The organism is Nonomuraea sp. NPDC001699 (genome assembly GCF_053596455.1).
Genome location: NZ_JBSFGF010000001.1, coordinates 58,972 through 84,314 on the forward strand (window position 1 = coordinate 58,972; position 25,343 = coordinate 84,314).

Genomic DNA, 25,343 nt, shown 5'->3' on the forward strand with positions numbered 1-25,343 from the left:
CCCGGAGGGGTTCGGGTGGGGCCGGAAATACGGTTGGGGCTCCTGGTGGCTGAGGGCATGCGGTGAGGAAAGTGAGGGAAGAGGTGGATTATTGGAGTAAACCGGGAGTGGAGGTTAAGCGTCGGGGGCTGGCAATTGTCGTGCATTTCGGGTTATCAGGTGAAATATTATGTCAGCTCTTAAGGCTTAGTGTGGTCATTCGATTACTGGTAGTTATCGCCGCTTCAATGTGACCAATCCGTAGCCGTTCGCCATGGGGACAGGCCGGATCAGTGCGGGCATCATGCCTATCGTGAGCGAGGGAAGCGTCGCCGACGCCAAAATTGGGGTAAGGCTCGCGTCGAGACTTCCGGCACGAACGGATGACTCCGACCTAAGGGAACTGACGAGCCTCGCCGTGCAGGGAGATCGCAGTGCGATCGAATCTCTGCTCGGGGAGTTGCGTCCCATGGTGGTGCGGTATTGCCGCGCCAGGCTGGGCAGGGTTTCAGGGCAATATCACATTGCCGATGACGTAGCCCAGGAGGTGTGCATCGCGGTGTTGTCCGCGTTGCCGCGATACCGGGACATGGGGCGCCCTTTCGCGTCCTTCGTGTTCGGGATCGCCTCGCACAAGGTGGCCGACGCGCTGCGCAGCTCGGTGCGCTCGGCCGTGCCCACCCAGGACCTGCCTGACGGGCCCGACGACGGCCCGGGGCCCGAGGAGACGGTGGTCCGCTACATCGAGGTCGAGCACGCGCGCAGGCTGCTGGCCAGGCTGCCCGACAACCAGCGGGAGTTGCTGCTGTTGCGGGTGGTGTCGGGCCTGTCCGCCGAGGAGACCGGTAATGTACTCGGTATGTCACCAGGTGCGGTCCGCGTAGCCCAGCATCGGGCGCTGGCCAGGTTGCGGCAGATGGCCGAGCTGGAGTCGGCTTGACGCCGGAGGACGACGAGCTCCATGCGCTCCTCGAGGCCGACGACCTGCGTAAGACCGACGAGCTGCTCGACGCGGTCGCACAGGGCCGGGCGCGTGACTCGTCCGACCCTGCGGTGCGGTTGCTGGGCGCGCTACTGGACGATGTCTCGGAAGTCGATCAGCGGCGCTCCTCCGTGTCGATGACGCCGTCGACGTAGCCTCGGGCGTACTCCCAGCTGACGTAGTCGGCGGGGTCGGGGTGGAAGGCCGGCTCGTGCACCTGCGGCTGGCCTTTCTCGATCATCTGGCGAAGGTTGCCGCGCAGCAGCTCCCAGTCGAAGAAGTGCTGCTCGCCGCACTCGGGGCAGTCGAGCACCAGGCCCAGCACCCCCTGCGGTTCGAGCAGGGAGCGAAAGACCTCGACGTCTGCCAGGTCGGTGATGGCCTCGTCGCGCTCGGCCGCGGTGAGTGGCTCGGCGTCGTCGAGAGCGCCCATCGCCGAGGACGGGTCGTTCGGGTCGTCCGCGAACGGGTCGCGGGGGACGTCTTCCAGCACCTTCCCACCATATGACCGAAGCGGCCCCGGCGGAGAGTATTAGCTGAGCCATCCCCGTCTGGCGGCCTCCACGCCGGCGTGGAAGCGCGACTGCGCGCCCAGCTCGGCCATGGCGTCGGCGAACCTCGCGCGTACGGTCCGGACCGAGACGCCGAGCTGGCGGGCGATGGAGTCGTCGCACACGCCCTGCGCGGCCAGGCGCAGCACCTGGACCATCCCGTCACCCCGGCGCCCCCACGGCAGGGGCACGGCGCGGCCCCACAGCTCGTGGAACAGCGAGCGCAGCACGCCGACGACGATCGGCGTGCGCACCAGGTAGAAGTTGTAGGCGTGGTCGGGCAGGTTGCCGCCCCAGAGCGCGGGCAGGCCGGCGACCTCGGGCCCGGCCGTCATGAACCAGCTCGGCACCCGGTCGAGTGTGCGCACCTTGCCGCCGGTGTCGAGCAGGCGGGTGAGCTGCTCGCGTACGCCCGGCAGGCTCAGCGTGGAGACCGGGATGATCACCTGGACGGTAAGAAGCTGCCGTTTCTGCGCATCAATCCATGGGTCCGCAAATTTACGAACAAAATCTGCCATTGTGCGCTCGTCGGGGATTGCGGTCAACAACTCCATCGGCGGCGATTGCACGGCTATGCCTACGACGCTCTCGTAGAGCACGTCCGCGCCGTTCACCATCTCCACCGGAAATGTTCCGCTCTGATAATCGCGACCGGCGTCGTAGTCGTGGATCAGCCCGCGGATCGAGCCGAGCGCGGAATCGATCCGCCGGCTCTCCTCGGCCAGCCGGTCGAGCCGCTCGGCGATGACCCGGCCGAGCGCCGCCGCCGGGTGCCTGGCCAGGTACTCGCCGGACTGCTCGTCGACCACCCCCAGCTTGACCAGGTCGTCGAGCTGGCGTCCGACCTTCTCGACGGGGCCGTCCATGGCCTGGGCGAGGTCGGTGCGCGTGGCTCTGTGCAGGCGCAGCAACGCCGTGTACAGGGCGGTCTGCGCCGGGTCGAGGCCCAGCGTCTCGAAGGGCTCTGCAACACGCCGAGGCTGGTTTCGCATTATGGGCGGCTCCGTCGGGGGGACACGGGCGTGCCGCGAGGATAACCCCCTGCCGCGTGCGTGTCCGGACCTTGCCCGGAATCATCGGCGGAACGTGCAACTTCGTGCAATTGCACGTTTTCACATTGCGCCGTGCCGCTGAGTGACGCAGGCTTTACCTAGCGTCGGCACCCTGAAGCGGGGCCTTGCGGCAGCCGCCATCAGGACGCGGAGGGGGGTTCGGTGGCGTGAACGCGCCGCGGGGCCTGGGTGCCGGTGGCCGGGGTATGGGGCGGATCACCGACCGTCCCATCCCCCGGCACTTTTGACGTTCCGGACGGCGAAGCCGGGAGGACGACGGACCATGGGGGTCGTCGTACTCCCGGCTTCGTTGCGTTTTGGAGGCAGGCCCTAGACTTAGGTCAATCAGCGCAGAGGTCAGGAGGGGGCCGAGGCATGTCCAAGTTCACCGAGATGGGTTTGACCTTCGACGACGTGCTGCTGGTGCCCGGCTACTCCGATCTCCAGCCAGGTGAGGCAGACACAGGGTCCCGCCTGTCACGGGACATCACGTTGTCCATCCCGCTCGTCTCCGCGGCCATGGACACCGTGACCGAGGCCCGCATGGCGGTCGCCATGGCGCGCCAGGGCGGCATCGGTATCCTTCACCGCAACCTGTCGGTCGAGGAGCAGGCCCAGCAGGTCGATCTGGTCAAGCGGTCCGAGGCCGGCATGGTGACCAACCCGGTCACCTGCAGCCCCGACGACACGCTGGCCGACGTCGAGCGGTTGTGCGCGACGTACCGGATCTCCGGGGTGCCGGTGACGGACGTGGCGGGCACGCTGGTCGGCATCGTGACCAACCGCGACATGCGTTTCGAGAGCGACCAGACCCGCCCCGTGCGCGAGGTCATGACCAAGATGCCGCTGGTCACCGCGCCGGTGGGGGTGTCGCGTGACGAGGCGTTCGCGCTGCTGCGGCAGAACAAGATCGAGAAGCTGCCCCTGGTCGACCCCGACGGCAGGCTGCGCGGCCTGATCACGGTCAAGGACTTCACCAAGAGCGAGCAGTACCCGCTGTCCACCAAGGACGCCGACGGCCGCCTGCTGGTCGGCGCGGCCGTGGGCGTGGGCGGTGACGCCGAGCTGCGGGCCAAGGCGCTGATCGAGGCCGGCGTCGACGTCGTCGTCGTCGACGTGGCCCACGGCCACTCCAAGGGGCTGGCCGACATGATCGCCAAGCTCAAGGCCAACAGCAAGGTCCAGGTCATCGGCGGCAACATCGCGACCAGGGCGGGCGCCCAGATGCTGGTCGACGCGGGCGCCGACGCGGTCAAGGTCGGCGTCGGCCCAGGCTCGATCTGCACCACCCGCGTGGTGGCCGGGGTGGGCGCGCCGCAGGTGACGGCCATCCACGAGGCGTCCAAGGCGTGCGGTCCCGCCGGGGTGCCGGTGATCGGCGACGGCGGCCTCCAGTACTCCGGCGACATCGTCAAGGCCATCGCGGCCGGCGCCGACACGGTCATGCTGGGCTCGCTGCTGGCCGGCTGCGAGGAGTCGCCGGGCGAGCTGATCTTCATCAACGGCAAGCAGTTCAAGTCGTACCGGGGCATGGGGTCGCTCGGCGCGGTGCGCAACCGCGAGCGCGGCGGCACCTCCTTCAGCAAGGACCGCTACGCGCAGGCCGACGTCGGCGGCGAGGACAAGTACATCCCCGAGGGCATCGAGGGGCAGGTGCCCTACCGCGGGCCGGTCGCGGCCGTCGCCCACCAGCTCATCGGCGGGCTGCGCCAGGGCATGTGGTACGCCGGCTGCCGCACGATCACGCAGATGCACACCGACTGCGAGCTCATGCCGATCACGGCAGCGGGCCTCAAGGAGAGCCACCCCCACGACATCCAGATGACCGTGGAAGCTCCGAACTATCACAGAAGGTAAGTTCATGACTCAGCAGGTGGAGATCGGCCGGGGCAAGACCGGGCGGAGGGCGTACGCGCTCGACGAGATCGGGCTCGTGCCCTCGCGACGCACCCGTGACCCGGAAGAGGTGTCGATCGCCTGGCAGATCGACGCCTACCGGTTCGAGCTGCCCGTCGTCGTCGCCCCCATGGACAGCGTGGTCTCGCCCGCCACCGCGATCGAGATCGGCCGGCTCGGCGGCCTGGCCCCGCTCGACCTCGAAGGGCTCTGGACGCGTTACGAGGACCCGTCCCCGCTGCTGGAGGAGTGCGCCGCCCTCGACGCCGCGGCCGCGACCCGCCGGCTCCAGGAGATCTACGACGCGCCGATCAAGGAAGAGCTGATCGGGCGCCGCATCGAGGAGATCCGGGCGTCCGGGGTGACGACGGCCGTCCGCCTGTCGCCGCAGCGCACGGTCCAGTACCACAAGGCCGTGATCGACGCCGGGGTGGACATCTTCGTCATCCGCGGCACCACCGTCTCGGCCGAGCACGTCTCGGGCCGCGCCGAGCCGCTCAACCTCAAGCAGTTCATCTACGAGCTCGACGTGCCGGTCATCGTGGGCGGCTGCGCCACGTACACCGCGGCGCTGCACCTGATGCGCACCGGCGCGGCGGGCGTGCTGGTCGGCTTCGGCGGCGGCGCCTCGCACACCACCCGCAACGTGCTGGGCGTGGCCGTGCCGATGGCCACCGCGATCTCCGACGTGGCCGCGGCCCGCCGCGACTACATGGACGAGTCCGGCGGCCGGTACGTCCACGTGATCGCCGACGGCGGCATGGGCACCTCGGGCGACATCGCCAAGGCCATCGCGTGCGGGGCCGACGCCGTCATGGTGGGCTCGCCGCTGGCCAGGGCGTCCGAGGCCCCCGGGCACGGCTTCCACTGGGGCTCCGAGGCCCACCACCCCGACCTGCCGCGCGGCCGCCGCGTGGAGTTCGGCCAGGTCGGGACGCTGGAGCAGATCCTCCACGGCCCCTCCAGCGTGGCCGACGGCTCGATGAACCTGATGGGCGCGCTCAAGCGCACGATGGCCTCCACCGGCTACTCCGACATCAAGGAGTTCCAGCGGGTCGAGGTCGTGGTCGCGCCGATCCAGCGCTGACCGACGTCCGCGACGGCTCCCGGGGGTTGCGACCTCCGGGAGCCGAGTGTTTTTCCGGCGGGCGCCGTGTCGATTCCGGGGGCCGCCGTTCGTTCAGGACATCCACAGGGACGCCCGTCACGGCGAGGTGGTTGCAGAATGTCCGACCGGGACGATCAGGTGGAACGCGCCTTCCGGGAGGAGTACGGCCGGGCGGTGGCCGTGCTCGTCCGCGCGTTCGGCGACATCGACGTCGCCGAGGAGGCGGTGCAGGAGGCGTTCGCGGTGGCGGCGCGGCAGTGGCCGCAGGCGGGCCCGCCGCCGAGCCCCGCCGGCTGGATCATCACGACCGCCAGGAACCGGGCCGTCGACCGGTTGCGCAGGGAGTCCGGCCGCCACGACAGGCACGTGCAGGCGGCGCTGCTGCACGCCCGGGACGAGCCCGCCGAGGAGGGGCCCGTGCGGGACGACCGGCTCCGGCTGATCTTCACCTGCTGCCATCCGGCGCTCGCCCCGCACGCGCGGGTGGCGCTCACGTTGCGGCTGCTCGGCGGGCTGACCACGGACGAGATCGCGCACGCGTTCCTGGTGCCGGCGGCGACCATGGCCCAGCGGCTGGTCAGGGCCAAGAACAAGATCCGGCAGGCGGGGATCCCGTACCGGGTGCCGGCGGCGGCGGATCTGCCGGACCGGCTGCGCGCGGTGCTGGCGGTCATCTATCTGATCTTCAACGAGGGGTACACGGCCAGTTCGGGCGAGCGGCTGGTCCGGGAGGACCTGTGCGCGGAGGCCGTCCGGCTCGGGCGGCTGCTTGCCGAGCTGATGCCGGACGAGCCCGAGGTGTGGGGCCTGCTGGCGCTGATGTTGCTGATCGAGGCGCGCAGGCCGGCGCGGACCGCGGGCGGGGAGCTGGTGCCGCTGGCCGAGCAGGACCGCGCGCTCTGGGACCGCGCGCTGGTCGAGGAGGGGCAGGACATCGTGCGGCGCTGCCTGGGGTGGGGGCGGCCGGGGCCGTACCAGGTGCAGGCCGCGATCAACGCCGTGCACGGCGACGCGCCGAGCGTGGGGGAGACCGACTGGGGGCAGATCGTCCAGCTTTATGACCTGCTGCTGACGTTCACGCCGGGGCCGGTCGTGGCGTTGCACCGCGCGGTGGCGGTGGCCGAGGTGGACGGGCCTGAGGCGGGGCTGACGCTGGTCGAGGGGCTGGAGGTGACAGGCTATTACCTGTTCCACGCCGTACGGGCCGACCTGCTGCGACGGCTGGGACGCGACGGGGAGGCGGCACGGGCGTACGGCGAGGCGATCGCCTGCGCGGGCAACGAGGTCGAGCGGGAGTTCCTGCGCCGCAGACGCGCGAGGTTGAGGGGGACGTGAAGGTGGACCGGGTGTGTGTGGTCACAGGGGCCAATCGGGGGATCGGGCTGGAGGTGGTCAAGCAGCTCGCGGCGGCCGGCGACACCGTCGTGCTGACCGCCAGGGACGAGCGCAAGGCCCGCGACGCCGCGGCGGGCATCCCCGGCGACGTGCTGGCGCGCCGGCTCGACGTCGCCGACGAGCGGTCGGCGGCCGGGCTGGCAAGTGAGCTGGAGTCGACTCATGGGCGGGTCGACGTGCTGGTCAACAACGCCGCCATCCATTACGACACCTGGCAGCGGGCCTGCGACGCGGACCTGGGCGTGGTGTCGGAGGCGCTGGAGACGAACCTGCTGGGCGCCTGGCGGGTCACCCTCGCACTGCTGCCGCTGTTGCGCGCCGGCGCGCACGGGCGGATCGTCAACGTCTCCAGCGAGGTCGGCTCGCTGGCCTCGATGGGGGGTGGCACGCCCGCGTACACGGTGTCGAAGACGGCGCTGAACGCGCTGACGAAGATGCTCGCGGCCGAGCTGCGCGGCGACGGCATCCTGGTCAACGCCGTCTGCCCGGGCTGGGTGGCGACCGACATGGGCGGCCCGGGCGGGCGGCCGGTCGCCGAGGGCGCGCGGAGCGTGTTGTGGGCGGCGGATCTGTCCGACGGCGGGCCGACCGGTGGGTTCTTCCGCGACGGGGTGCCGCTGCCGTGGTGATCAGCGGGTGTAGGTCATGAGGACCACACCGCCCTCGAACGGTCGGGTGCCGGTCAGGGTGAACGTGGTCGGCCGGAACGCCCCGTCGAACGCGGAGACGCCCGCTCCGGCCACCACCGGGTAGGACTTGATGATCAGCTCGTCGATCTCGGGCAGCAGGGCCGCGGCCAGCTTGCCGCCGCCGCAGAGCCAGATGTCGAGGCCGTCCTCCTGCTTCAGGCGGCGCACCAGGGCGAGCGGGTCGCTCTCGACCAGCTCGACGGCCGGATCGTCGATCTTGCCGATCGTGCTGGACACGACGTACTGGCGCAGGTGGGCGTACGGGCTGGTGATGCCGGCGTCGAGCGCCGGCTGGTAGGTGCCGCGGCCCATCAGGAGGGTGTCGAAGCGCTGGTTGGGCGCGTCGAGGCCGATCTGGGCCCTGATGTGCGTCGGCACGGTCTCGGGGACCTCGCCGTTGATGTAGCCCATCAGGGCGTCGCTCACGGGATAGAAGTCCACCTCGTGACCGGGGCCGGCGATGTAACCGTCGATGGAGACGCCGACGTAGTAGACAAGCTTGCGCATACGCAACTCCGTTTGAAGTACTATGAGTGAAGTGGTCACACCGTAGTACTACAGATGGAGTGGTGTCAACATGGTCCGACAGAACCTGGCCAGGCGGGCTGCGCTCGTCGACGCCACGATCGAGGTGCTGGCCGCCGAGGGCGCCCGCGGCCTGACCTTCCGCGCGGTCGACGCGCAGGCCGGGGTGCCGACGGGCACGGCCTCCAACTACTTCGCCAGCCGGGACGAGCTCTTCACCCAGGCCGGCGGCCGGATCTACGAGCGGCTCCAGCCGGACGCGCAGACCATCGCCGAGAGCCTGTCCGGCCCCCGCGACCGGGAGCGCGTGGTGCGGCTCATGATCGAGCTGGTCGACCGGATCTCGGCGTTCAGGCCGGGCTACCTGGCGCTGCTGGAGCTGCGACTGGAGGCCACCAGGCGGCCGGAGCTGCGGGCCGTGCTGACCGAGCGCATCCGCGCCGACGTCGAGGCCAACGTCGGCTACCACCTGGAGTCGGGGCTGCCCGGCGACGCCACCAGCGTGGAGCTGCTCTACCTGGCGATGAACTGGCTGGTGGTCGAACGGCTCACGCTGCCCGACGTGTTCGGCGAGGACAAGATCCGCGAGCTCGTACGGCAGGCGGTCGAGCGTATCCTGCCGTAGCATGGCCGATCTTGTGCACACCCATCTCCTCGACTTCGACGGAGACGTCGTCACCAAGCGCTACATCGACGGCAAGCCGGGCGCGGCCGAGCGCGAGTGGCGGGCGCTCACCCTGCTGGCCGAGCACGCGCCGGGCCTGTCACCGCGGCCGATCGCCTTCGAGGCCGGCGTCGTGCGCATGACCAGGATCGACGGCGCGCCCCTGCGCGGCCTGGCCGCCGAGGAGTCGCCCCTGGCCGCCATGGCCGCGGCGCTCACCGAGCTGTACGAGGCCGTCCCGTCGGGCGTGCTCCAGGCCGTCCCGGTACGTCCGTGGCAGATCGAGGCGGTCAGCGACTGGGTCAGGGAACGGGCGGCCGCCTGGCGGCCCCGCGACCCGCTGGCCGACCACGCGGTCGAGGAGGGCGCGCGCTGGCTGGCGGCCTGGCGTCCCGGTGAGGCGGGGGTGCGGCCGGCGTTCGGGGCGGGGGACGGCAACCTGGCGAACTTCCTGTGGGACGGCGTCCGCGTGCGCATCGTCGACTTCGAGGACTCCGGCCGTAGCGACCTGGCCCACGAGCTGGCCGAGCTGTCCGAGCACGTCTCGATGTGGGTGGACGGCGAGGTGGAGATCGCCCGCCGGTTCGAGCTGAGCGGGCCGGAGGAACGCCGGCTGCGCGACTGCCGCAAGCTGCAGAGCCTGGTCTGGCTGTTCCTGCTCTCGCACGACAGCCCGCGCAATCCCCCCGGCACCTTCGCTCGTCAGGTCGAGAGGGTGCTGCGATCATTGGGCGCATGAGACTGGCGCAGGAGGCCGACAGGGCCGCCGTCGAACAACTCGTCCACGACGCCTACCAGCCCTGGGCCGAGATCATCGGCACGCGGCCGCTGCCCATGGAGGCCGACTACCCGGCCCTCATCGCCGCGGGCCGGGTGCACGTCACCGACGGCCTCGAAGGGCTCGTCGTGCTCATCCCCGAGGAGGGCGCGCTGCTGGTCGACAACGTCGCGGTCCGGCCCGACCTGCACGGCAGGGGCATCGGCCGCGGCCTGCTGGCCTACGCCGAGCAGGAGGCCGCCCGGCTCGGCCTGCCCGCCCTGCGCCTCTACACCAACGTCAAGATGGCCTCGAACATCGCGCTCTACACCTCGCTCGGCTACGTCGAGACCGGCCGGGTCGATCTCGAAGGCCGCTCGGCCGTGCGGATGCGCAAGGAGCTCAGCCGGTGAGCACGCCCAGCAGGTGACTCACCTCGCGGGCCACGGCGTCGCGGCCCGCGTTGAGGTATTTGCGGGAGTCGACCACCCGCTCGTCGTGGGCCAGGTAGTCGCGTACGGCCCGGGTGAACGCCTTGTTCAGGTGGGTGGCGATATTGATCTTCTTCATGCCGTTGCGCACGGCCTCGCGCAGCACGTCGTCGGGCACGCCGGACGAGCCGTGCAGCACCAGCGGCACCGGCACCGCCGCCCGCAGCTCGGCGATGAGCTCCAGGTCGAGCACGGCGTCCTTGGTGGTCATGGCGTGCGAGGTGCCGACGGCCACGGCGAGCGCGTCGACGCCGGTCCTGGCGACGTAGTCGACCGCCTCGTGGGGCTTGGTGCGGGCGCCGGGCGCGTGCACGCCGTCCTTGCCGCCGACCTCGCCGAGCTCGGCCTCCACCCAGACGCCGCGCTCGTGGCACCAGGCCGCGACCTCGGCCGTGGCGGCCACGTTCTCCTCGTCGGGCAGGGCGGAGGCGTCGTACATGACCGAGCCGAGGCCCAGCGACACCGCCTCCTCCACCAGCGCGCGGTCGGTGGCGTGGTCGAGGTGGACCGCGACCGGCACCTCCGCACGGCGCGCGACGGCCAGCGCGGCCAGCGCGACGGGCTCCAGAGCGCCGTGGTAGCGCACGCAGTTCTCGCTGATCTGCAGCACGACCGGCAGGCCGAGCGCCTCCGCGCCGGCCACGATGGCGGTGGCGTGCTCCAGCTGGATCACGTTGAACGCGCCCACCCCAGCGGGGGACTGCCGGACGATGTCGCCGATTCCGGCGAGGGCCATGACGAGCTCCTTACGTGATGATGATCTGGGGGTGTATGTCGGCGTAGACCTCGCCGTCGAAGTCGCCGGCGACCGGCGCGGCGACGGCCGCCGCGCCCAGCGCCGCGGCCCGCCGCAGCCTGTCGGGCCACGGGGAGCCCTCGACCAGGCCCAGTGCCAGCCCCGCGACCAGCGAGTCGCCGGCCCCGGTCGGGTTCCCCTGGACGGTGTACGGCATCCGCGCCCGGAAGGTGCCCTCGCCCGTCACCGCGAGCAGCCCGTCGGCGCCCATGGAGACGACCACGGCCTCGGCCCCCCGCTCGCGCAGCGCGTGGGCGCCCTCCTCGGGGGTGCCGCCGGGGACGGCCCTGGCCAGCTCCTCGGCGTTGGGCTTGACGACGGACGGGCGCCCCTCCGGCGCGTGGCGCAGCGGGTCGCCGTCGGCGTCGACGATGGCCGGCACGCCCGCCCCGGCCGCGAGGGAGGCCAGGGTCGCGTAGACGTCGGCCGGCACGCCGCGGGGCAGGCTGCCGGAGATGACCACGGCCTCGGCGTCGGCCAGCAGCGACGTGTAGTGCTCCGTGAACGCCGCCAGCTCGGCCGCCGTGACCTCGGGGCCGGGCTCGTTGAACAACGTGGCGCCGCCCGGCTCGGAGACCACCAGCGTGGTGCGGGAGTCGGCGGCGACGCCGGTCAGGGCGGCGGGCAGGCCGGCGGCCCGCAGGTCGTGCTCGATCGCCTGCCCGGTGGGCCCGCCCGCCAGCCCTGTGACCAGGACCTCCTGGCCGAGGGCCGCCAGCACGCGGGCCACGTTGACGCCCTTGCCGCCGGCGCGCCGGTGGACGGCGCCGACCCGGTTGACGCCGTCCCAGGTGACGGACGGGACCTCGTAGGTCACGTCGAGCGCGGCGTTGAGCGTCACGGTGATGATCATCAGGGCTCCGTGATCCAGTCGCCGTTCTTCATCACGCCGTCGACCTCCAGCTCGCCGGAGAGCACGACCAGGTCGGCGGCCTTGCCGACGGCGATCGAGCCGATCTCCTCGGCCAGGCCGAGCACCCGCGCGGGGGTCAGCGAGGCCACCTGGACCGCGTCGGGCAGCGACATGCCCAGCTCCCGCACGCCGCGGCGGAAGGCGGCGTCCATGGTGAGGGTGGAGCCCGCGATCGAGCCGCCCTCGACCAGCCTGGCCACGCCGTCGCTCACGCGCACCCGCATGGGGCCGAGCACGTAGTCGCCGTCGCCGAGGCCCGTGGCCGCCATCGCGTCGGTGATCAGTACCGTACGGCCGGGGCCGGCCACCTCGTAGGCCAGGCGCAACATCGCCGCGTGCACGTGGACGCCGTCGTTGACCAGCTCGACCGTCACCCGCTCGTCCTCCAGCAGGGCGGCGATCGGGCCGGGCGCGCGGTGGCCGAGCTGCGGCATCGCGTTGTAGAGGTGGGTGGCGACGGTGGCGCCCGCCTCGATGGCGGCGATCGCCTGGTCGTAGTCGGCGTCGCTGTGGCCGAGCGCCGCGATCAGGCCCTCGCCGACGGCCGTGCGGATCGTGTCGAGGCCGCCGGGCAGCTCGGCGGCGACGGTGACCATGCGCGCGTGCCCGCGCGCGGCCTTGACCAGCCCGGACAGCTCCTGCGGCGACGGCTCGCGCAGCAGGGAGGGGTCGTGCGCGCCGCAACGCGCCTTGGCGATGTACGGCCCCTCGAAGTGGATGCCCGCCAGCAGCCCCTCCTCGCACAGCTCGGCCAGCGAGGAGGCGGCCCTGGACAGCCCGTCGAGCGCGTCGGTGACCAGGCTGGCCATCATCGTGGTCGTGCCGTGCCGCCGGTGCAGGGCCACGGCGTCGCGCGCCTTGTCCTGGTCGCCGGTCGGGAACGACCCGCCCGCGCCGCCGTGGTTGTGGATGTCGACGAACCCGGGGACGACGTGCCGCCCCCCGAGGCTCAGGCCGGGGCTGGGCGCCGATCCGTGGCCGACATGCGTGATGCGGCCGTCTTCGATGGTCAGCCATCCTTCGTGCACCCCTTCGGGGGTCACGATCCGGGCGTCGGCGAGAGTAAGGCTCATGAAGAAAGGATCACAGATCGCGTGAGGTGCATGGGCTCGTCGGGGTTCAGCCCACGGGCGAAGGCCCGCGCGACCGCCACCCGCTGGGCGCGCACCAGCTCGGCCATGGGGTCGAGGCCGCTCTCGACGAACGTGCCGCCGGTCGCCTCGACCTGCTCGCGCAGGCCCTCGGGGGCGGTGCCGAGCATCCAGGTGACGCGGCCGGGGCCCGCGATGCTGATCGGGCCGTGCCGGTACTCCATCGCCGGGTACGCCTCCGTCCACGACCGCGACGCCTCGCGCATCTTCAGCGCGGCCTCCTGGGCCAGGCCGACCGACCAGCCGCTGCCGAGGAAGCTGAACTGCTCGGCCTCGATCAGCTCGGCGGGCAGCGGCTCGGCCAGGGCCCGCTCGGCGTCGGCGATCGCGCCCGTGAGGTCCTCGCCGAGGCTGGCGCGGAGCATGGCGAGCTGGGTGGTGGCGAAGCGGGTCTGCACGACCGAGGTCTCGTCGGCGTAGTCGAGCACGATGACCTCGTCGGCGGCCGTCATGACCGGCGTCTTCGGGTCGGCGGTGATGGCCGTGGTGCGGGCGTCCGTCCTGGACAGCAGCTCCAGGACCTCGGTCGTGGTGCCGGAGCGGGTCAGCGCGAGCACCCGGTCGTACGAGCGGCCGACCGGCGCCTCGGAGGCGGCGAACGCGTCGGTCTCGCCCTGCCCGGCCCGCTCGCGCAGCGTGGCGTAGGCCATCGCGATGAACCACGACGTGCCGCAGCCGATGACGGCCACCCGCTCGCCGGGCTGGGGCAGCGCGCCGGCGGGCACGTCGGCCACGGCACGCCGCCAGCAGGACGGCTGGGACTCGATCTCGGCTTCGGTATGGGTGGTCACCGCGTTCCTCCCCGTAGTTGTTTGTTTCTGCCTTTTTTATACAGTAAAAGCGCATCTTTGTGCAGTGGTCGCTCAGACCTGTCCGTCTGTGCCACGCTTGATCCTGTCCGGATCTCATTGGAGGCTTCGTGTCCCGCTACGATCGCTGGAACGCCATCCTGGAGCTGCTCGCGCAGGAGGGCCGGCTGTCGGTGGAGGAGGCGGCCGAGGCGCTCGACGTCTCCACCGCCACGATCCGGCGGGATCTCGACCAGCTCGCCCAGCAGCAGATGCTCATGCGCACCCGCGGCGGAGCCGTCACCCAGAGCGTCAGCTACGACCTGCCGCTGCGCTACAAGACCGCCAGGCACGCCGACGAGAAGCACCGCATCGCCGCCGCGGCGGCCGGCCTGGTCACCCCGGGGGCCGTGGTCGGCCTCAACGGCGGCACCACGACCTCCGAGCTGGCCCGCACCCTCGCCACGCTGTCCACGCTGGAGAGCGGGTTCACGATCGTCACCAACGCCCTGAACATCGCCGCCGAGCTGACCGTGCGGCAGCACGTCAAGATCGTGGTCACCGGCGGGGTGGCCAGGCAGCAGTCGTACGAGCTGATCGGGCCGCTGGCCTCGGGCGTGCTCGAACAGGTCACCCTCGACGTGGCCTTCCTCGGCGTCGACGCGATCGACGTCGACCTCGGCGCCTCGGCCCACCACGAGGGCGAGGCCAGCGTGAACAACCTGCTGATCAGCAGGGCCGCCCAGGTCGTCGTGGTGGCCGACTCCTCCAAGGTGGGCCGGCGGGCCTTCTCCCGCATCTGCCCGATCGAGCAGATCGACACGCTGGTCACCGACGCCCGGCTCTCCGACGAGCTCACCGGCCGGCTCACCGACGCGGGCGTCAAGGTCGTACGCGCCTGAATCCGTCCGGCGTTACATGGAACCGGGCGTACGGGTAGGTACTGACCGCAGACGACCCATGGGGGGATGATGACGGCTGGTAGGAGTGTGGCCCGGCTCGGGCCGGCCGAGCGCGCGGCGGCGCTGGCGGAGATGTCCGCCCAGGAGTTCGACGTGGTCGTGGTCGGCGGCGGCGTGGTGGGGGCCGGGACCGCGCTCGACGCCGCGACCAGAGGGCTCGACGTGGCCCTGCTGGAGGCCCGTGACTTCGCCTCCGGCACCTCCTCGCGCTCGTCCAAGCTCATCCACGGCGGCCTGCGCTACCTGGAGCAGCTCAACTTCGAGCTGGTGCGCGAGGCCTTGCAGGAGCGGGCCCTGCTGCTCCAGCGCCTGGCCCCGCACCTCGTCCGGCCGGTGCCGTTCCTGTTCCCGATGACCCATTTCGGGTGGGAGCGTCCATACGTGGGGGCCGGGGTGGCGCTCTACGACACGCTCGGCTTCGCCTCCGGGCTCACCCGCGGGGTGCCGGGCCATCGGCATCTGTCCAGGTCACGGGCGTTGCGGTTGGCCCCGGCGCTGAAGAAGAGCGCCTTCACCGGCGCCGTCCAGTACTGGGACGCCCAGGTCGACGACGCCCGCTACGTGATGACCATGCTGCGCACCGCCGCCACCTACGGTGCCCGGGTCGCGCCGCGTGCCCAGGTGGTCGGGTTCCTGCGGGAGGGTGAGCGGGTCACCGGCGTGCGGGCGCGCGACCTGGAGACCGGCGCGGAGTTCGACGTACGCGCCCAGCAGGTCGTCAACGCCACCGGCGTGTGGACCGACGACATCCAGGAGCTGGTCGGCGGGCGCGGCCAGATCCACGTACGGGCCTCCAAGGGCATCCACCTGCTGGTGCCGCGCGACCGCATCCACTCCAGCACCGGCGTCATCCTGCGCACGGAGAAGTCGGTGCTGTTCGTGATCCCGTGGGGCCGCCACTGGATCATCGGCACCACCGACACCGAATGGACGCTCGACAAGGGCCACCCGGCGGCCTCCCGTACCGACATCGACTACCTGCTCGACCACGTCAACGAGGTGCTGGCGGTGCCGCTGACCCGCGACGACGTCGAGGGCGTCTACGCCGGGCTGCGGCCGCTGCTGTCGGGGGAGTCCGACCAGACGTCGCAGTTGTCGCGCGAGCACGTCGTGGCGCATCCGGTGCCGGGGCTGGTGATGATCGCCGGCGGGAAGTACACGACGTACCGGGTCATGGCGCGCGACGCGGTGGACGCGGTGGCGCACGGGCTCGACCAGCGGGTGCCGCGCTCGTGCACCGACCGCGTGCCGCTGGCCGGGGCCGAGGGCTACCAGGCGCTGTGGAACTCCCGCTACCGCCTCGCCCACACCTCGGGCCTGCACGTCGCCCGGATCGAGCACCTGCTCCAGCGCTACGGCTCGCTCATCGACGAGGTGCTGGTGCTGGTCGAGGGCGATCCGTCGCTGGGCAGGCCGCTGGCCGGGGCCGACGACTACCTGCGGGCCGAGATCGTCTACGCCGCCACCCACGAGGGCGCCAGGCACCTCAACGACGTGCTGACCAGGCGGACGCACATCTCCATCGAGACCTTCCACCGCGGGCTGGCCGTGGCCCAGGAGGCCGCCGAGCTGCTGGCCGGGCCGCTCGGCTGGGACGCCGAGCAGGTCAAGCGGGAGGTGGAGTACTACACCAAGCGCGTCGAGGCCGAGCGGCGCTCGCAGGAGCAGGACTCCGACCAGGAGGCCGACGCCATCCGGCTGGGCGCGCCCGAGATCGTGCCCGTCGTCGCGCCGGAGCGCGGGTGACCGTCCCGGCGGACCGGTCACCCGCCCTCGCGAGGGGCCGCGGGGGTCAGCGCAGCGCGATCCACCCCTGACGGGCCAGCGTCGTGGCGTCGTTGACCTGGAGGCCGTCCCAGGACAGCGTCCAGAGGGCGTCGCCGATGATGATCGAACGCTGGATGCCGGGCTGGTAGGCGTAGTCCTCGGCCTGGTGCGTCGGGTGCTTGATCATGCCGAGCTTCGTCACGGCCGAGTCGTCGATCTTCAGCACCAGCGCGCCCGACTCCTTGGGGGTCATCAGCGGGATCACCGACAGGCCGGTCTTGGGCCAGTACAGGAACGCGTGCGGGTCCCACTCGGCCTCGGAGCCCGCCTCCTTCTGGAAGAGCTGCGACAGCCTGCGCGGGGCGGCCGGGTCGCTGACGTCGAACAGCGAGACCTGCGTGCCGAGCGTCCTGCCCTTGTCGCTGGCCTCCTGGCCGATGCCGATCAGCCGGCCGTCGGCGCCCGGATGCAGGTACGCCGAGTAGCCGGTGATCTTCAGCTCGCCGGTCACCTTGGGGGCGGCCGGGTCGCGCAGGTCGAGCGTGTAGAGCGGGTCCACCTGCTTGAACGTCACGCAGTAGCCCACCGGGCCGATGAACCTGACCGAGTAGATGCGCTCGCCCCGGCCGAGGCCGCCGACCTCGCCGACCTTGGCCATGGTGTCGGCGGCGAGCACGTACACGCTGCTGGCGCTGTCCTTGCCGTCGGTGGAGGTGAGGGTGGTGGCGACGCGGAGGTGGCCTTCGTACTCCGACAGCGAGTACTGGTTCAGCAGGCGGCCGGGGACCTTGCCGGAGGCCACGTACGTGGGGGCGCCGGGGGCGCCGATGTCGAACCGGTGGACCTCGGTCTCCTCGGGCGGGGCCGTCGGAGTGGGGTCGGGGGCGGGCTCGGACGTGGCGGGCGTGGCGGGCGCGGACGTGGCGGGCGTGGCGGGCGTGGCGGGGGCGCTGCTGGTGACCGCCGGTTCGGCCGGGCCGGTGGTCACGGCAGGGTCGCTCGGCGTGGGCTCGACGGCCGGGGCCCCGTCGGTGGCCGTCGGCACGGGCTCGACGGGCATCGGTTCGGTGACCACCGGGAACCACCAGCGGGGGTTGCTGGCGACGTACAGGCTCTTGCCGCTGCCGTAGACGGTGTCGCCGTCGGCGGCCAGGCTGATGGGCTCGGTGCCGGTCGCGGCGACGTCCTGGGCCAGGTCGATGGTGTGGACGGTCAGCAGCGAGGTGCCGGTGTAGTCGGCGGGGTGGCTGACCCGCTCGCACTTGACCGTGTCCTTCTTGACCGCGCCGGACCCGCTGGTGATCTCGACCGTGGGCAGCCAGGCGGTGAGCGGCGCCTGGCGTACGACGGCCTGGTTGGCCTTCTTGCGGTCGGCCTCGGTGGTGTCCGGGCTCTTGGGCTCGGGGAAGGTGATGTCGGGCTGGCTGCGGGTGACGAGCCGGACCGTGGAGCCGATCATCCGGGCGTCCACGTACGAGCCCTGCGCCCGGATCGTGCTGAGCACCTTCGGCTGCCCGGCCAGGTCGACCACGACGTAGCGGGTCTCGCCGGGCGGCGCGAAGCGCTTGAGCATGATGTCGCCGCCGCGGAACAGCACCAGCGCGCGGTCGCCGGACAGCAGCAGGTCGGCGGGGGCGAAGGTCGGCTCGTCCTTCTTGGTGAGCTTGAGCGACGCGGTGACCTTCTTGGTCGCGGTGTCGATGATCCGCAGGTTGCCGTCCACGACCGTGACGATCCGGTTGCCGTCGGTCTTGATCAGGTCGGGCTCGTCCACGCCCGCCTCGTGCACGTTCGTGGTGGAGTGCTCAGGGGTGTCGGAGGTGGTCTTCGCCCTCGCGGTGGTGGCGGTGTCCTCCATGTACATGATCTGCGGGCCGCCGAAGCCCCAGGGGCCGACGTTCTCCGCGGCGTGCTCCCGCAGGCCCGACAGCATGTCGTCGCAACTGTCGTAGGCGACCAGGCGGACGGCGTCGAGCGTGACCTTCGGCACGGGCGCCTGGCCCGTCGCCGCCGAGGTGCAGGCCGCCGTGACCGTGGCGAGGGCCGCGGCGGTCACGGCCGTACGGATCAGCGTCTTCATGACCTCCTTGACGGCTGCGCGGGCCGGATGGTTCAGGAGCCCTTGGCCGGGTTGGCGGTGAAGACCGGGCTGAAGTCCACGTCGCCGGGCACGTCGAGGATCCTGCGCAGGAGGGTGCCCTTGAAGTCGACGACCTGGATCTCGTCCTTGGTGTTGTTGTCCTGTTCCCAGCAGTAGAGGCGGCTGTCGTCGTACCAGCCGAGCACCTTGTCGCAGTCGGAGGTGAACTTGTGCGTGCGGTCGCCCGACTCGGTGTCCCACACGCAGGTGTCGCCGTCGCTGCCGTTGGGGCAGGTGGACAGGAACGACTCGCCCGAGGGGGAGAAGATGTCCTGGGTGCCGGCGGGCAGCGTGCCGATCGAGCGCACGTCGCGCGTGGCCTTGCCGGCGGCGTCGAAGAAGCGCAGGCTGCGGTTCTTCTCGGGGCCGAAGACGTTGACCACGCCCTGGCCCTCGCCGTCCCAGCCGAAGGCGGTCTTGCGGACGGCGGTGTCGTCCACCATGACGATCCTGGCCTTCTTCGTGGCGACGTCCACGATGACGAAGCCCGGGTAGGTCCAGGTCCCGCCGCTCTTCCGCTCGATGTTGAGCAGGATCTTCGAGCCGTCCTCGGACCAGCCGCGGATGCTGGCGATCAGCGGGCCGCGGACGGTCTTGATCGTGGTGCGCTCGCCCGTCTGGCGGTCGCTGACGATGATGTAGTCGTAGTTGTCGTCGGTGTACTTGCGGCCCCGGGTGGCCAGGTAGCGGCCGCCTGGGGAGACGTTCGACTCCCAGTTGCCGGCGTACTTGCGGAACGGGCCGCGCAGCGAGTCCCTGGCGTGGTCGATCCAGTCGTCCTTCTTCTTGTCGTAGATCTCGTACGAGGTCAGGACGATGGCGTCGGAGGTGTTCTCGTACAGGCCGATCGCGGCGCCGGGCAGCGCCTGGCGCGGGCCCTCCTTGGGGACGGAGACCTCGGCGACCGACGGCGCGACCGACGGCGAGACGGTCGGGAGGCTCCGGTCGGACGGCTGGGCGGACGCGGGGGGCGTGCGGCCGTCGTCGGCGGCCACGGTCCCCCTGTCGTTGGCGATGAGCACGGCGAGCCCGGCCAGCACGAGTAAGGCGACGCCCAGCGTGACCCCGATGACCAGCGGCGCCCTGCTCTTCCTGGCCGGGTGCCCGGTGTGCACGTTCGGGTGGGTGGGCTGCGCGTACGGTCCGGCCGGACGCCACTGCTGCTGCGAGTACGGCTGCGGGCCCCCCGGCACGGGCCCGGTCATCGGCCCCGGCGGCGGCCCTTGATGCGGTCCCTGGAAGGGCCCCTGCGGGGGCGTGGTCATCGGTCCGGGCCGGGGAGGCCCGGCCGGGACGGCTTCGGCGGCGGCCGCCGCGAGGATCGGCGAGTTCGCCGGCATCGGGTGCTGGAGCAGGCGCATGATCACCTGCTCGGCCGTCGGCCGCTGCGCCGGGTCCTTGGCCAGGCACGCGGCCACCACGTCACGCAGCGCGCCGTCGAGCACACCCAGGTCGGGCTGCTGGTTGAGGACCCGGTTGATCACGGCGGGCATGGTGTCGCTGCCGAACGGCGCCCGCCCCGACGCCGCGTAGACCATCGCGCTCGCCCAGGAGAACATGTCGGCCGCCGGCCCGACGGTGTGGCCCATGATCTGCTCGGGCGGCATGTACGACGGCGTGCCCACGACCATGCTGCTGATCGTCGAGGTGGCGTTGAGCGCCCGCGCGATACCGAAGTCGATCACCCGCGGACCGTCGGCGCCCAGGATGACGTTGGCGGGCTTGAAGTCGCGATGGACGATGCCGGCCTGGTGGATCGCGGCCAGCGCGGTCGCGGTGCCGATGGCCAGCCGGTGCAGCGTGGACCCGGTGCGCGGCCCCTCCTCCTGCACCACCCGCTGCAGCGACGGCCCTTCGATGAACTCGCTGACGATGAACGGCCGTTCCTGCTCGACGCCGGTGCCGAGGACGGCCGCGGTGCAGAACGGCGCCACCTGCTGGGCCACCTGGACCTCGCGCAGGAACCGTTCGACGCTCACGTCGTCGCCGGACAGGTCGGGACGCAGCCATTTGACGGCGACGTGCGTGCCGGAATGATCTTTCGCGAGGTAGACGACGCCCTGGCCGCCCTCGCCAAGCCTGCCGAGGAGATCCATGCCGGCCAGACTCGCCGGATCTCCCGGGCGTAGCGGAGCGAACGATGGCATAAGAGGATTCTGACCCCACCCCGCGAATCCGCAAAAACTACCCGCCGGTAGCCAAGCGGAATATCCTTCTGGCATGCACGTCACGTCCAGCGGCAAGACCCGGCAGATCACCGCCCCCTTCACCGGCGAGCCGCTCGCCGAGCTGCCCATTTCCACGGCCGACGACGTACGCCTGGCCTACGAGCGAGCCAGGGCCGCCCAGGCCGAGTGGGCGGCCAGGCCCGCCGCGGCGCGGGCCAGACCCTTCCTGCTGCTGCACGACGCCATCCTCGACCGCAGGGACGAGATCCTCGACATCGTCCAGGACGAGACCGGCAAGGCCCGCAAGCACGCCTTCGAGGAGGTGCTCGACGTCGCCGGGTGCAGCCTCTACTACGCGCGGCGGGCCCCCGGCCTGCTCGCGCCGCGCGGCCGCAAGGGCATCTTCCCCGGCGCCACCCGCGTGGCCGAGCTGCGCCAGCCCAAGGGCGTGGTCGCGCTGATCTCCCCGTGGAACTACCCGCTCTCCCTGGGCGTGACCGACGCCGTGCCCGCGCTGCTGGCCGGCAACGCGCTGGTGCACAAGCCGGACACCCAGACCGCCATGTCCACGTTGTGGACCATCGACCTGCTGGCCGAGCTGGGCATGCCGCGCGAGATCTGGCAGGTCGTGCTGGGCGAGCCCGCCGAGATCGGCGACGCGCTGCTCGACGACGCCGACTACGTCGCGTTCACGGGGTCGACCAGGGGCGGCAGGAAGATCGCCGAGGAGGCGGCCAAGCGGCTCATCGGCTGCTCGCTGGAGCTCGGCGGCAAGAACCCGATGGTGGTGCTCGCCGACGCCGACCTGGCGCTCGCCGTCCAGGGGGCGATCAGGGCCTGCTTCACCAACGCGGGCCAGCTCTGCCTGTCCATCGAGCGGCTGTACGTGCACGCGTCCGTGTTCGACGACTTCGCCGCGCGCCTGGTCAAGCAGGTCGGGAACCTCAAGCTCGGCGCGGGCCACGACTGGTCGATCCAGATGGGCTCGCTCACCTCGCGACGCCAGCTCGACGCGGTCAGCGCCCACGTGGACGACGCCGTGGCCAAGGGCGCGACCGTGCTGACCGGCGGGCGGGCCAGACCCGACCTCGGCCCGCTGTTCTACGAGCCGACCGTGCTCACCGGCGTGCGCGACGACATGGACCTGTGCCGCAACGAGACGTTCGGGCCGGTGGTCGCCCTCTACCCCTTCACCTCGGAGGAGGAGGCGGTCGAGCTGGCCAACGACACCATCTACGGCCTGAACGCCTCCATCTGGACCACCGACCTGGCCCGCGGCCGCGCCCTGGCCGCCCGCGTCAAGGCCGGCACGGTCAACATCAACGAGGGGTACGGCTCGGCCTACGCCTCCTACGACGCGCCCATGGGCGGCATGAAGGCGTCCGGTCTCGGCCGCCGGCACGGCGCGGAGGGCCTGCTGCGGTACACCGAGTCCAAGACCGTGGCCTCGCAGGCGTCCTGGCTGGGCTTCGAGCCGCCCTTCGACCTGACGTACGAGACGTGGGCCGACGTCCTGGCCGGCACCCTCAAGACGATGCGGAAGCTGCGGATCAAGTGACGTTCGACGTACTGGTCATCGGCTCGGGGTTCGGCGGCAGTGTCTCGGCGCTGCGGCTGAGCGAGAAGGGGTACAAGGTCGGCGTGCTGGAGGCGGGCCGCCGCTTCGACGAGTCCACGCTGCCGGCCACGTCGTGGAAGCTGCGCGACTTCCTGTGGGCGCCCTGGCTCGGCATGAAGGGCATCCAGCGCATCCACGTGCTGCGCGGCGAACGCGGCACCGGCGTGATGGTGCTGGCCGGAGCCGGGGTGGGCGGCGGCTCGCTGGTCTACGCCAACACCCTCTACGAGCCGCTCGACCCCTTCTTCCGGGACCCGCAGTGGGCCGGCATCACCGACTGGAAGTCGGAGCTGGCCCCCCACTACGACCAGGCCAAACGCATGCTCGGCGCGGTCACGAACCCCACCTTCACCCGCGCCGACGACATCATGCGCAGGGTCGCCGACAAGATGGGCGTCGGCGACACCTTCCACCTGGCCCCGGTGGGCGTCTACTTCGGCGAGGACGGCGTCGACCCGTACTTCGGCGGCGCGGGCCCTGAGCGGCGCGGCTGCATCGAGTGCGGGCAGTGCATGACGGGCTGCCGCCACGGCGCCAAGAACACGCTGGTCAAGAACTACCTCCACCTGGCCGAGCAGGCGGGGGCCCGGGTCTACCCGGAGTGCACGGTCACCTCGGTGCGTCCGCTGCCCTCCGGCGGCTACCGGGTCGTCGCCCGCCGGACCGGGTCGGCGCTGCGCCGCCGTTCGTTCACGGCCAAGCAGGTGATCTTCGCGGCCGGCACGTACGGCACCCAGCGCCTGCTGCACAAGCTGCGCGCCACCGGCGACCTGCCCCGCCTGTCACCCAGGCTCGGCACGCTGACCAGGACCAACTCCGAGGCTCTGCTCGGCTTCGAACGCACCTCGGCGGGCGGCGAGAAGCTCAACAAGGGCGTGGCCATCACCTCCTCCATCCACCCCGACGCCGAGACCCACATCGAGCCCGTGCGCTACGGCGACGGCTCCAACGCCATGGGCCTGCTCCGCACCCTGCTCGTGGACGGCGGCCAGTCCCGCTGGCGCGGCCTGCTCCGGGAGGTCGCCGCGCGGCCCATGGAGGCGCTGCGCCTGCTCGACCTGCGCCGCTGGTCGGAACGGACCGTCATCGCGCTGGTCATGCAGGCCAAGGACAACTCGATCACCATCCGGCGCACCCGCTGGGGCCTGCGGTCGGCCCGCGGCCACGGCGAGCCCAACCCGACGTGGATCCCGGCCGGGCACGAGGCCGTACGGCACGCGGCGGCCGAGATCGGCGGGGTGCCCGGCGGCACCTGGCTCGACCTGTTCGACATCCCGACCACGGCCCACTTCCTCGGCGGCTGCGTGATCGGCGACTCGCCCGAGACCGGCGTGATCGACGCCTACCACCGCGTCCACGGCCACGAGGGGCTGCACGTGGTGGACGGCTCGGCGGTGTCGGCCAACCTGGGGGTGAACCCGTCGCTCACCATCACCGCGCAGGCCGAACGGGCCATGTCCCTGTGGCCCAACGCGGGCGACCCCGACCCCAGGCCCGCCCCGGGCGCGCCGTACGTGCGGCTGCCCCCGGTGGCGCCCCGCAGTCCGGCCGTGCCGGAGCGGGCTCCGGGCGCACTGCGTCTGTATACACTGTAAACGTGAGTGAGCGAGGGACGGCGGCGCGCATCGAGGCCGTGGCCCGGCGCATCCTGCTGGAGGAGGGCGCCGAGGCCGTCAGCATGCGGCGTGTGGGCGAGGCCGTGGGCGTCACCGCCATGGCCATCTACCGGCACTTCCCCAACAGGGAGGCCCTGCTGCGTGCCGTCGCCGACGCCGCCGCCCGCGAGCTGGCCGAGGCGTGGGCCCGCCGGCCCCGGACGGGCGGCCTGGAGGAACGCGTGAGGGCGGCGCTCGACGACTTCCTCGACTTCGCGCTCGGCAGCCCCCACCTGTACCACTTCCTGACCTCCGACGCCTGGGCGCGGGCCCGCCGCTTCCCCGACGACTTCCGCGACGGCCAGGGCCCGCCGTTCAGCGTGGTCGTGGCGCTGGTCGAGGAGGGCATGCGCACGGGCGTGCTGCGCGAGGACGACCCGCTGGAGACCACGCTCGCGGTCACGGCGAGCACCCAGGGCCTGGTCCAGCAGTACCTGAGCGGCCGGATGGGCATGGCGGAGCCCGACTTCCGCGCGCTCTGCCACCGCACGCTGACCCGGGTGCTCGACGGCCTGCGGAATAAACCCGCCGTGCCGCCGTGTCGTTGACGGACATGAAGATTCGTTACGCCGGTGGTCCTACCGCCGTCATCGAGCTGGGCGGCGTGCGGCTGCTGGTCGACCCCACCTTCGACGCGCCGGGCGACCACCCGGTCGGCACCAGGGTGCTCAAGAAGACGGCCGGCCCCGCCTTCGCCCCTGACGAGGTGGGCCCGGTGGACGCCGTGCTGCTCTCGCACGACCAGCACCCCGACAACCTGGACAATGCGGGCCGCGCGCTCCTCGCCACGGTGCCGCTGGCGCTGTCCACCGCGTCGGCGGCCGAGCGGGTGGGCGAGCCGGTGCGCGCCCTGCCCAACTGGAGCGAGACCGAGGTCGGCCCGGTGCGGGTGACCGGCGTGCCCGCCCAGCACGGCCCCGACGGGACCGAGCACCTGACGGGCGAGGTCACCGGCTTCGTGCTGAGCGGCGAGGGCCTGCCCACCGTCTACGTGAGCGGCGACAACGCCTCGCTCGATGTCGTACGGGCCGTGGCCGCCAGGTTCCCCCAGATCGACGTGGCGCTGCTGTTCGCGGGCGGCGCGCGCACCCCGCTCGTCGACGGCTTCCTGACGCTGACCAGCGAGGACGCCGTCACCGCCGCCGACATCCTGGGCGCGCGGCACGTCGTCCCGCTGCACTTCGAGCAGTGGGCGCACTTCACGCAGGGCCGCGACACGCTGGAGAAGGCGTTCGCGGGGCTCGGCGAGCGGTTCGTGCTGCTCGCCCCTGGCGAACAGGTGGAGCTTTCCTGACC

At 71.7% G+C, this 25,343-nt stretch carries 24 protein-coding genes; 15 read left to right on the plus strand and 9 right to left on the minus strand.

The window, feature by feature from the left end; all coding sequences use genetic code 11:
* The first annotated feature begins 283 nt into the window (after positions 1–283).
* Both ACWCSU_RS00355 and ACWCSU_RS00360 read left to right on the plus strand, forming a co-directional pair.
* Positions 284–919 (plus strand): sigma-70 family RNA polymerase sigma factor, encoded by a 636-nt coding sequence (locus ACWCSU_RS00355; protein ID WP_090930520.1) that lies wholly within the window; start codon positions 284–286, stop codon positions 917–919.
* Positions 916–1,116 (plus strand): hypothetical protein, encoded by a 201-nt coding sequence (locus tag ACWCSU_RS00360; protein ID WP_357705875.1) that lies wholly within the window; start codon positions 916–918, stop codon positions 1,114–1,116. The genes ACWCSU_RS00355 and ACWCSU_RS00360 overlap by 4 nt, the downstream gene beginning before the upstream one ends.
* Here ACWCSU_RS00360 and ACWCSU_RS00365 read toward each other — a convergent pair.
* Positions 1,077–1,454, minus strand: a complete 378-nt coding sequence (locus ACWCSU_RS00365) for a DUF5319 domain-containing protein (RefSeq protein ID WP_090930411.1) — start codon at positions 1,452–1,454, stop codon at positions 1,077–1,079. The genes ACWCSU_RS00360 and ACWCSU_RS00365 overlap by 40 nt on opposite strands.
* Before the next feature lie 39 nt (positions 1,455–1,493).
* Positions 1,494–2,504 carry a helix-turn-helix transcriptional regulator gene (locus ACWCSU_RS00370; protein ID WP_357705874.1) on the minus strand — a complete coding sequence of 337 codons (1,011 nt, stop codon included), beginning with the start codon at positions 2,502–2,504 and terminating at the stop codon, positions 1,494–1,496.
* 435 nt (positions 2,505–2,939) lie between these two features.
* Here ACWCSU_RS00370 and guaB point away from each other — a divergent pair, with 435 nt between their 5' ends.
* The 4 genes from guaB to ACWCSU_RS00390 all read left to right on the plus strand — a co-directional run bounded on the left by guaB (position 2,940) and on the right by ACWCSU_RS00390 (position 7,592).
* On the plus strand, positions 2,940–4,421 hold the full coding sequence (gene guaB / locus ACWCSU_RS00375; protein WP_357705873.1) for an IMP dehydrogenase: 1,482 nt from the start codon (positions 2,940–2,942) through the stop codon (positions 4,419–4,421).
* Between the two features lie 4 nt (positions 4,422–4,425).
* A complete protein-coding gene (locus ACWCSU_RS00380) occupies positions 4,426–5,547 on the plus strand; it encodes a GuaB3 family IMP dehydrogenase-related protein (RefSeq protein ID WP_357705872.1) in 1,122 nt (373 codons plus the stop codon).
* Between the two features lie 138 nt (positions 5,548–5,685).
* Positions 5,686–6,903, plus strand: coding sequence for an RNA polymerase sigma factor (locus ACWCSU_RS00385; RefSeq protein ID WP_449932544.1), 1,218 nt, complete (start codon positions 5,686–5,688; stop codon positions 6,901–6,903).
* Between the two features lie 11 nt (positions 6,904–6,914).
* Positions 6,915–7,592 carry an SDR family NAD(P)-dependent oxidoreductase gene (locus ACWCSU_RS00390; RefSeq protein WP_449932546.1) on the plus strand — a complete coding sequence of 226 codons (678 nt, stop codon included), beginning with the start codon at positions 6,915–6,917 and terminating at the stop codon, positions 7,590–7,592.
* On the opposite strand, the gene ACWCSU_RS00395 is transcribed toward ACWCSU_RS00390, so the two are convergent.
* Positions 7,593–8,159 (minus strand): dihydrofolate reductase family protein, encoded by a 567-nt coding sequence (locus tag ACWCSU_RS00395; RefSeq protein WP_449932548.1) that lies wholly within the window; start codon positions 8,157–8,159, stop codon positions 7,593–7,595.
* 70 nt (positions 8,160–8,229) lie between these two features.
* On the opposite strand from ACWCSU_RS00395, the gene ACWCSU_RS00400 reads away from it, so the two are divergent.
* From ACWCSU_RS00400 to ACWCSU_RS00410, 3 genes are read left to right on the plus strand one after another with little or no spacing between them, the layout of a single operon-like run.
* Positions 8,230–8,802, plus strand: coding sequence for a TetR/AcrR family transcriptional regulator (locus ACWCSU_RS00400; RefSeq protein ID WP_449932550.1), 573 nt, complete (start codon positions 8,230–8,232; stop codon positions 8,800–8,802).
* Position 8,803: 1 nt separating this feature from the next.
* Positions 8,804–9,580, plus strand: a complete 777-nt coding sequence (locus tag ACWCSU_RS00405; protein WP_449932552.1) for a phosphotransferase family protein — start codon at positions 8,804–8,806, stop codon at positions 9,578–9,580.
* Entirely contained in the window at positions 9,577–10,011 is a 435-nt protein-coding gene (locus tag ACWCSU_RS00410; RefSeq protein WP_357705866.1) for a GNAT family N-acetyltransferase, read from the plus strand. The genes ACWCSU_RS00405 and ACWCSU_RS00410 overlap by 4 nt, the downstream gene beginning before the upstream one ends.
* Here ACWCSU_RS00410 and ACWCSU_RS00415 read toward each other — a convergent pair.
* Genes ACWCSU_RS00415 through ACWCSU_RS00430 form a run of 4 tightly spaced genes read right to left on the minus strand, consistent with a single transcriptional unit; the run spans position 10,001 to position 13,740 of the window.
* Positions 10,001–10,825, minus strand: a complete 825-nt coding sequence (locus ACWCSU_RS00415; RefSeq protein WP_364085873.1) for a class II fructose-bisphosphate aldolase — start codon at positions 10,823–10,825, stop codon at positions 10,001–10,003. The two genes, ACWCSU_RS00410 and ACWCSU_RS00415, sit on opposite strands and share 11 nt — an antisense overlap.
* 10 nt (positions 10,826–10,835) lie before the next feature.
* Entirely contained in the window at positions 10,836–11,738 is a 903-nt protein-coding gene (locus ACWCSU_RS00420) for a 1-phosphofructokinase family hexose kinase (protein ID WP_449932555.1), read from the minus strand.
* Complete coding sequence (gene nagA / locus ACWCSU_RS00425; protein ID WP_364085879.1) at positions 11,738–12,871, minus strand: N-acetylglucosamine-6-phosphate deacetylase; 1,134 nt, start codon at positions 12,869–12,871, stop codon at positions 11,738–11,740. The genes ACWCSU_RS00420 and nagA overlap by 1 nt, the downstream gene beginning before the upstream one ends.
* Entirely contained in the window at positions 12,868–13,740 is an 873-nt protein-coding gene (locus tag ACWCSU_RS00430; protein WP_364085882.1) for an SIS domain-containing protein, read from the minus strand. The genes nagA and ACWCSU_RS00430 overlap by 4 nt, the downstream gene beginning before the upstream one ends.
* Before the next feature lie 128 nt (positions 13,741–13,868).
* Here ACWCSU_RS00430 and ACWCSU_RS00435 point away from each other — a divergent pair, with 128 nt between their 5' ends.
* Positions 13,869–14,639, plus strand: a complete 771-nt coding sequence (locus tag ACWCSU_RS00435) for a DeoR/GlpR family DNA-binding transcription regulator (RefSeq protein ID WP_357705861.1) — start codon at positions 13,869–13,871, stop codon at positions 14,637–14,639.
* Positions 14,640–14,708: 69 nt separating this feature from the next.
* Positions 14,709–16,445 carry a glycerol-3-phosphate dehydrogenase/oxidase gene (locus ACWCSU_RS00440; RefSeq protein ID WP_357705916.1) on the plus strand — a complete coding sequence of 579 codons (1,737 nt, stop codon included), beginning with the start codon at positions 14,709–14,711 and terminating at the stop codon, positions 16,443–16,445.
* A gap of 46 nt (positions 16,446–16,491) precedes the next feature.
* On the opposite strand, the gene ACWCSU_RS00445 is transcribed toward ACWCSU_RS00440, so the two are convergent.
* Entirely contained in the window at positions 16,492–18,546 is a 2,055-nt protein-coding gene (locus ACWCSU_RS00445; RefSeq protein WP_449932558.1) for a beta-propeller domain-containing protein, read from the minus strand.
* 32 nt (positions 18,547–18,578) lie between these two features.
* Positions 18,579–20,702, minus strand: coding sequence for a protein kinase domain-containing protein (locus ACWCSU_RS00450; protein ID WP_449932560.1), 2,124 nt, complete (start codon positions 20,700–20,702; stop codon positions 18,579–18,581).
* A gap of 124 nt (positions 20,703–20,826) precedes the next feature.
* On the opposite strand from ACWCSU_RS00450, the gene ACWCSU_RS00455 reads away from it, so the two are divergent.
* Genes ACWCSU_RS00455 through ACWCSU_RS00470 form a run of 4 tightly spaced genes read left to right on the plus strand, consistent with a single transcriptional unit; the run spans position 20,827 to position 25,341 of the window.
* Positions 20,827–22,332 (plus strand): succinic semialdehyde dehydrogenase, encoded by a 1,506-nt coding sequence (locus tag ACWCSU_RS00455; protein ID WP_449932562.1) that lies wholly within the window; start codon positions 20,827–20,829, stop codon positions 22,330–22,332.
* Positions 22,329–23,987 carry a GMC family oxidoreductase gene (locus ACWCSU_RS00460; protein WP_357705857.1) on the plus strand — a complete coding sequence of 553 codons (1,659 nt, stop codon included), beginning with the start codon at positions 22,329–22,331 and terminating at the stop codon, positions 23,985–23,987. Before ACWCSU_RS00455 ends, ACWCSU_RS00460 begins: the two co-directional genes overlap by 4 nt.
* Positions 23,988–23,989: 2 nt before the next feature.
* Positions 23,990–24,595, plus strand: a complete 606-nt coding sequence (locus ACWCSU_RS00465; RefSeq protein WP_449932565.1) for a TetR/AcrR family transcriptional regulator — start codon at positions 23,990–23,992, stop codon at positions 24,593–24,595.
* 5 nt (positions 24,596–24,600) lie between these two features.
* Positions 24,601–25,341 carry an MBL fold metallo-hydrolase gene (locus tag ACWCSU_RS00470; RefSeq protein WP_449932567.1) on the plus strand — a complete coding sequence of 247 codons (741 nt, stop codon included), beginning with the start codon at positions 24,601–24,603 and terminating at the stop codon, positions 25,339–25,341.
* The last annotated feature ends 2 nt before the right edge of the window (positions 25,342–25,343 follow it).